This is a genomic window from Paenibacillus sp. AR247 (genome assembly GCF_002968895.1).
GTDB classification, from domain to species: Bacteria; Bacillota; Bacilli; order Paenibacillales; family Paenibacillaceae; genus Paenibacillus_AQ; species Paenibacillus_AQ favisporus.
This window is the reverse complement of the sequence record NZ_PCZT01000005.1, coordinates 66,362-71,044: the sequence shown is the minus strand read 5'-3', so window position 1 is coordinate 71,044 and position 4,683 is coordinate 66,362. Positions and strand designations below refer to the sequence as shown.

At 58.1% G+C, this 4,683-nt stretch carries 4 protein-coding genes and 1 pseudogene; 1 reads left to right on the top strand and 4 read right to left on the bottom strand.

Features of this window, described 5'->3' with window-relative positions; translation table 11 throughout:
- On the bottom strand, nucleotides 1-371 hold a 371-nt coding region (gene thpR, locus CPT76_RS04380; RefSeq protein WP_181152686.1), incomplete at its 3' end, for an RNA 2',3'-cyclic phosphodiesterase.
- 322 nt (nucleotides 372-693) lie between these two features.
- Between thpR and CPT76_RS04375 the strand changes: the two genes are divergently transcribed.
- Nucleotides 694-1,665, top strand: coding sequence for a D-2-hydroxyacid dehydrogenase (locus CPT76_RS04375; protein ID WP_105442051.1), 972 nt, complete (start codon nucleotides 694-696; stop codon nucleotides 1,663-1,665).
- 318 nt (nucleotides 1,666-1,983) lie between these two features.
- Here CPT76_RS04375 and CPT76_RS04370 read toward each other — a convergent pair whose 3' ends face one another.
- The 3 genes and pseudogenes from CPT76_RS04370 to CPT76_RS04360 all read right to left on the bottom strand — a co-directional run.
- Nucleotides 1,984-2,934: a TRM11 family SAM-dependent methyltransferase gene (locus CPT76_RS04370; RefSeq protein ID WP_105442050.1), complete on the bottom strand. Its 951-nt coding sequence runs from the start codon at nucleotides 2,932-2,934 to the stop codon at nucleotides 1,984-1,986.
- A 142-nt stretch (nucleotides 2,935-3,076) separates the two neighbouring features.
- Entirely contained in the window at nucleotides 3,077-4,006 is a 930-nt protein-coding gene (locus CPT76_RS04365) for an MsnO8 family LLM class oxidoreductase (RefSeq protein WP_258168085.1), read from the bottom strand.
- Nucleotides 3,961-4,683 (bottom strand): annotated as a pseudogene (locus CPT76_RS04360) (deoxyguanosinetriphosphate triphosphohydrolase family protein); the annotation flags it as partial. The pseudogene CPT76_RS04360 and the gene CPT76_RS04365, both read right to left, overlap by 46 nt.

Genomic DNA, 4,683 nt, shown 5'->3' with positions numbered 1-4,683 from the left:
ATCTCGGAAGTGACCGCTTCATAGAGCTTGTCCAGGCCGCCGGATTGGTCAATTACTCCAGCCCATAACACCCGGGGAGACTCCGCTGGCCCGAAGGTGCCAAATGCTCCAAATTCCAGTTGAAATGGGTTGATTTTCAAGGAGGCCCTTTTTAAGGCAGACACGATTTCCGGCACTCTTCCAGCATCAGCGTCTCCCAGAAACTGGACGGTAATATGGTAATCCTCCCGGTGCGTCCATTTTTTAAAAGCGAGCTCTTTCTCGTTCCGGTGCCTCCATTCTTCCAGTAATGATCGGATCGATTCCGGTATCCGGACCGCGACGAATAGCCTTAAAGGCTTATCTTGAACTTGTTTCTCTTTCATTTCCATGCAAGTACTTCCCCTTTCTTCCCCTTTGCGCCGCATAAAATGATCCTGTAAAAATTGGTACCGAAGGTATAATTCGCATGAATTCCTTCATTAATATAGTTTCGCCTTTCGGGCCCATTGTCATGCAGCAGAGTTACGCAAAAGCATACGCTTAGGAGGGCGTTTACTTGACCGCTGCTCCCTTTCATTCACTTGGCCTCGGGTGACCCTGTTGTATATCGTTTCAAATCTGTTATCCTGAATATATTCATAATATATAGATTGAACTAAAGTTGCACAAACGCCACATCAAGGGTACATACATGAAGGAGGCTGAAACGGTATGAAGCAAATTGTTTGTCTGCATTCCCTGACTCCGGAGCAGACCCGCTCGATTGAACAAGCCGCTCCCGGCTATAAGCTGACCGTCGTCAAAAGCACCGATGCGGATCCCGCACTCGTGAACGAAGCGGAAATATTGGTTGGCTGGTCCAGGCAAATTGCCGATCAGGTGCTGAATCAAGACAGCCGGCTGAAATGGCTGCAGGCCTGGTCGGCCGGCGTGGACACGCTTCCTCTGGACAAGCTTGAACAGAAAGGCGTGCTGCTGACGAATTCCAGCGGCGTCCATGCGATTCCGATCTCGGAGACGATCCTCGGCATGATGCTCTCCTTCTCGCGTCAGCTGCACGTCTCGGTCCGCAATCAGCTCAAGCACAGCTGGGAGACCAATCTCGCCGCGCCGGGACGGGACACCTTGTCAGAGCTGCACGGCCGAACGGCCGTTATCGTCGGCGTCGGCGAGATCGGCAGCGAGGCAGCCCGCCTGGCCAAGGCGTTCGGGATGCGCACCGTCGGCGTCCGCCGTTCCGGCAAAGCCGATCCTCATGTGGACGAGATGTTCACCATGGACGGGCTCCACAAGGCGCTGAGCCAAGGCGATTACATCATCAGCGTGCTTCCGCTTACCGATGAGACGCATCACCTGCTGAATGCCGATGCCTGGGCGGCGGCCAAGCCGGGCGCCTGCTTCATCAATGCGGGCCGCGGGCCGACGGTGGATACGGCATCCCTGCTCGAAGCGCTCCGCAGCGGGCAGATCAGCTGCGCCGGGCTCGACGTGTTTGAGAAGGAGCCACTCCCTGAGGACCACCCGTTGTGGGACATGGAGCAGGTCATCATTACACCGCATGTTTCCGGAAGCACCGACCGGTATACCGAGCGGGTCATCGATATTTTTGTCGAAAACCTGAAGGCTTACGTGCAGGGAAAAGAGCTTCCGCGTAATCTCGTCAATTATGAGCGTGCTTATTAATACGGACATCTCTCAGCAGCTGTCCCCCCGCAAGGTGGAGTTTTGCCTCCGAAATTTTCCGGATGCTATGCGAGCGTCCTGATATACTCGGAGCATGAAAAAAGGCTGTCCCGCGTTACCGGTCGATTCAGACCGGATCGTGAGACAGCCTTTTTGGCTTAAAGTGCTCATGATGAGCACTGGGATGTTTGACTTGACTTCAACTCATGATGGTAATCTTCTTCTATTATAATGAGAAACTTCTACTAATAGGACGAGAAACTTTCTTCTATTATATAGTAGAAAGTAATGGCATGCCGGATGGCTTATCCGGCTCCGTCACCCGCAAAGCCAGACGTTCCGGACAAAGCTGCCCTTCCACACCCGGGCGTTGTCCAGAATGGCAAAGCCCGCCTGCTGAATCGATTCCGCGGCTTCCTCCGTCGATACAATAACAGCCCGCTTCGCCATACGGCGCAGGCTCTGCAGCATAACGAGCCGCTGATCTGTGCTGAGCACCGAGCACAGGTTGTACGGCATGTCCAGGACGGCCGCATCGAAGCGATCCGTCACCTGCGTCATATCCCCGAGCATCACCACCTCCGGATAGCCGAAGTGCTTCAGGTTGGCCCGGGCCCCCCGGATGGCAAGCGGATTGATGTCCCAGCCCCGGATGTCGATGCCCATCGACAGGGCTTCGATCAGCACGTTCCCCATGCCGCAGCAGGGATCGGCCGCCCGGACACCCGCGGGCTCCGGCACAAGGATGTTCACGAGCGAACGGGCGGTCGTGACGCTAAGCCCGGTGGAATAATTGTGCGGCTTGTCCTTGTGCAGGCGCCAAGCGCGTTCGGGATGCCGGCACCATCCAAGCATCCACTGTCCCTCGGCGGACAGAAGGCCGAACTGCACGTCCGGATGCTTCATCTCCGCCTTCCCCCGGATGCTGCTGCCGACGCGGCGCTCCAGCATCCGCTGGTCATCGTAGGAGCAGGGATCGCCGGATTTTACGTACGTTACTTTGAATGTGGCGTCCCCAAGCTCTAACTCCGAAGCCTGCCGGGCAATTTCTTCGACCGAGTCGCCCTGTATCAGCACGTCCAGACGCATCGACACATACGGACTGCGGTCCGGGTCAAGCAACCGGGAGCTACGCAGCATTGGGCCTCTCCCTTTCAAGGGTTTCGCCTGCCCGAGCAGAGCATTCAGCTCCATTCGGCACAGCTCCGTTTCCGACTCGTGGCTGGCGTACATATAAATAAACTCCGATGGTTCGGATGTCAATTCCATAGTTCCTCCGTTCGTTCTTCCTATCTTCGGGATCCATTGCGGTCTAACCGTACAGCACCGCCCTTACTCTACATTCCCGAATTCCCATTCCCAATCAAGAATCGAGTCTGCAGAATGGCAGGCGAGCTAGCCTGGCTCCCTTTTATAAGCACACCGACGCCAGCAGCCGATAGGATTCCAGCCGCTCGGCATAACTCATCACCGGCGTGGTGACCAGGAACTCGTCACACCCGAAGGAATCCGCCAGCTCCAGCAGCTTCGACTTCACCTGCTTTGGCGACCCGGTGATCAGCCGGGTCGCCTGCGGCTGCGGCTCGCTGGCCTCAGCTCCCGGCCGCTCGACTTCCGGCAGGGCTGACCGGCGGGACAGCGCCAGTGCCTCCTGCTCGGTCGCGGCGCAAATGACGCCGATGGCCGCGATGCTTCTCGGCTGCTCCAGCAGCGCCGACGGCTTGAAGCCCTCCCGGTAGGCCGCCAGCACCTCGGCGCCGTCGCGGTCGCTCATGAACTGGCCGAACACATAGCCCGTGCCGTTCTCCGCCGCGAAGCCGGCGCTTTTGTTGTTCGTCCCGAGCATCCACAGCTCCGGCTGGATCCGCGGGACGGGCTTGGCCGCGACCGGCACGTCCTCGTACGCATAGCGGTCCTCCAGCAGCTCGATCACCCCGCGGACGCGGGCCGGCATCTCGGCCACATGCTGCAAATAATTGCCGCTCAGCGCCATCGAGGCATGCGCCGAGCCGCCGGGCGCCCGCCCGATGCCAAGATCGACGCGGCCGGGGTAAAGCGCAGCCAGCATGCGGAAGTTCTCCGCGACCTTCAGCGGGCTGTAATGCGGCAGCAGGACCGCCCCGACCCGATGCGGATCCGCTCGGTCCGGGCTCCGATATGCGCCAACAGCACTTCCGGCGCAGCGCAGGACAGGTTCACCAGGTCGTGGTGCTCCGCCGCCCAATACCCTGGTGTAACCCCACTGTTCTGCATGGCGGGCCAGGCTGGCCGCTTCCTGCAGTGCTTCCTCAAAGGCGCCTCTCCTATGCCCGCAATATAGTCGATCACCATGTGCTCCCACGTCCAGATCGGATTCGGCCCGGCCTGATCCTTCTCGAACCGCTGCAGCCAGTCGGAGGGGATAATCGATTTGGAGGCGACAGGATCGAGAAAAGCGTCCCACAGCCGCTGGATCATCCACTCGCTGCGCTTCTGCAGCCGCTGTACCCGCAGGTCGCGGATCATCGTGACCCACGCGAAGCTTTTCAGCACGCTGACGGTGCGAAGCATATCCTGATCCTCCTGGCCTTCCTTGACGAAGGTCACCTTCTTCCAGTCCCCGTCGTCAATGACGCCGAGGCTGCTGACAAACAGGCTTACCCAGTAAGCCTTGACCTCGCGGCGTGTACGGGAGTAGTCAAACTCGCAGTACGGAAGCTTCTCATTCCACACTTTTAAAAAGGACGTCAGCACTTCCTCCACCTTGTAGCGGATATGCTCTTCCGGGCAGTTGTCCCAGAACGCATCCTCCAGCGTCATGACTTTCTCGACAATCAGGCGCAAAATATGCGGATCTTTCAGAAAATGCTCGTGCACTTCGATTTTCCCGGCCTTAATGCCGTCTTCGAGGTCATGGGCCGAATAGGCGATATCGTCGCATAAGTCCATCAGCTGGGCTTCGAGCGTCTTTTTGCCTGCGGGAATGCCCCAGTCCTGGCGGATCTGCGAAATATAGCCCCATTCGTGCTGGTACAGCCC

Excerpts from the sequence above, each read along its gene's own strand:
- CPT76_RS04375 (WP_105442051.1), top strand. The coding sequence starts at position 694 with ATGAAGCAAATTGTTTGTCTGCATTCCCTGACTCCGGAGCAGACCCGC.
- CPT76_RS04370 (WP_105442050.1), bottom strand. The coding sequence starts at position 2,934 with ATGGAATTGACATCCGAACCATCGGAGTTTATTTATATGTACGCCAGC.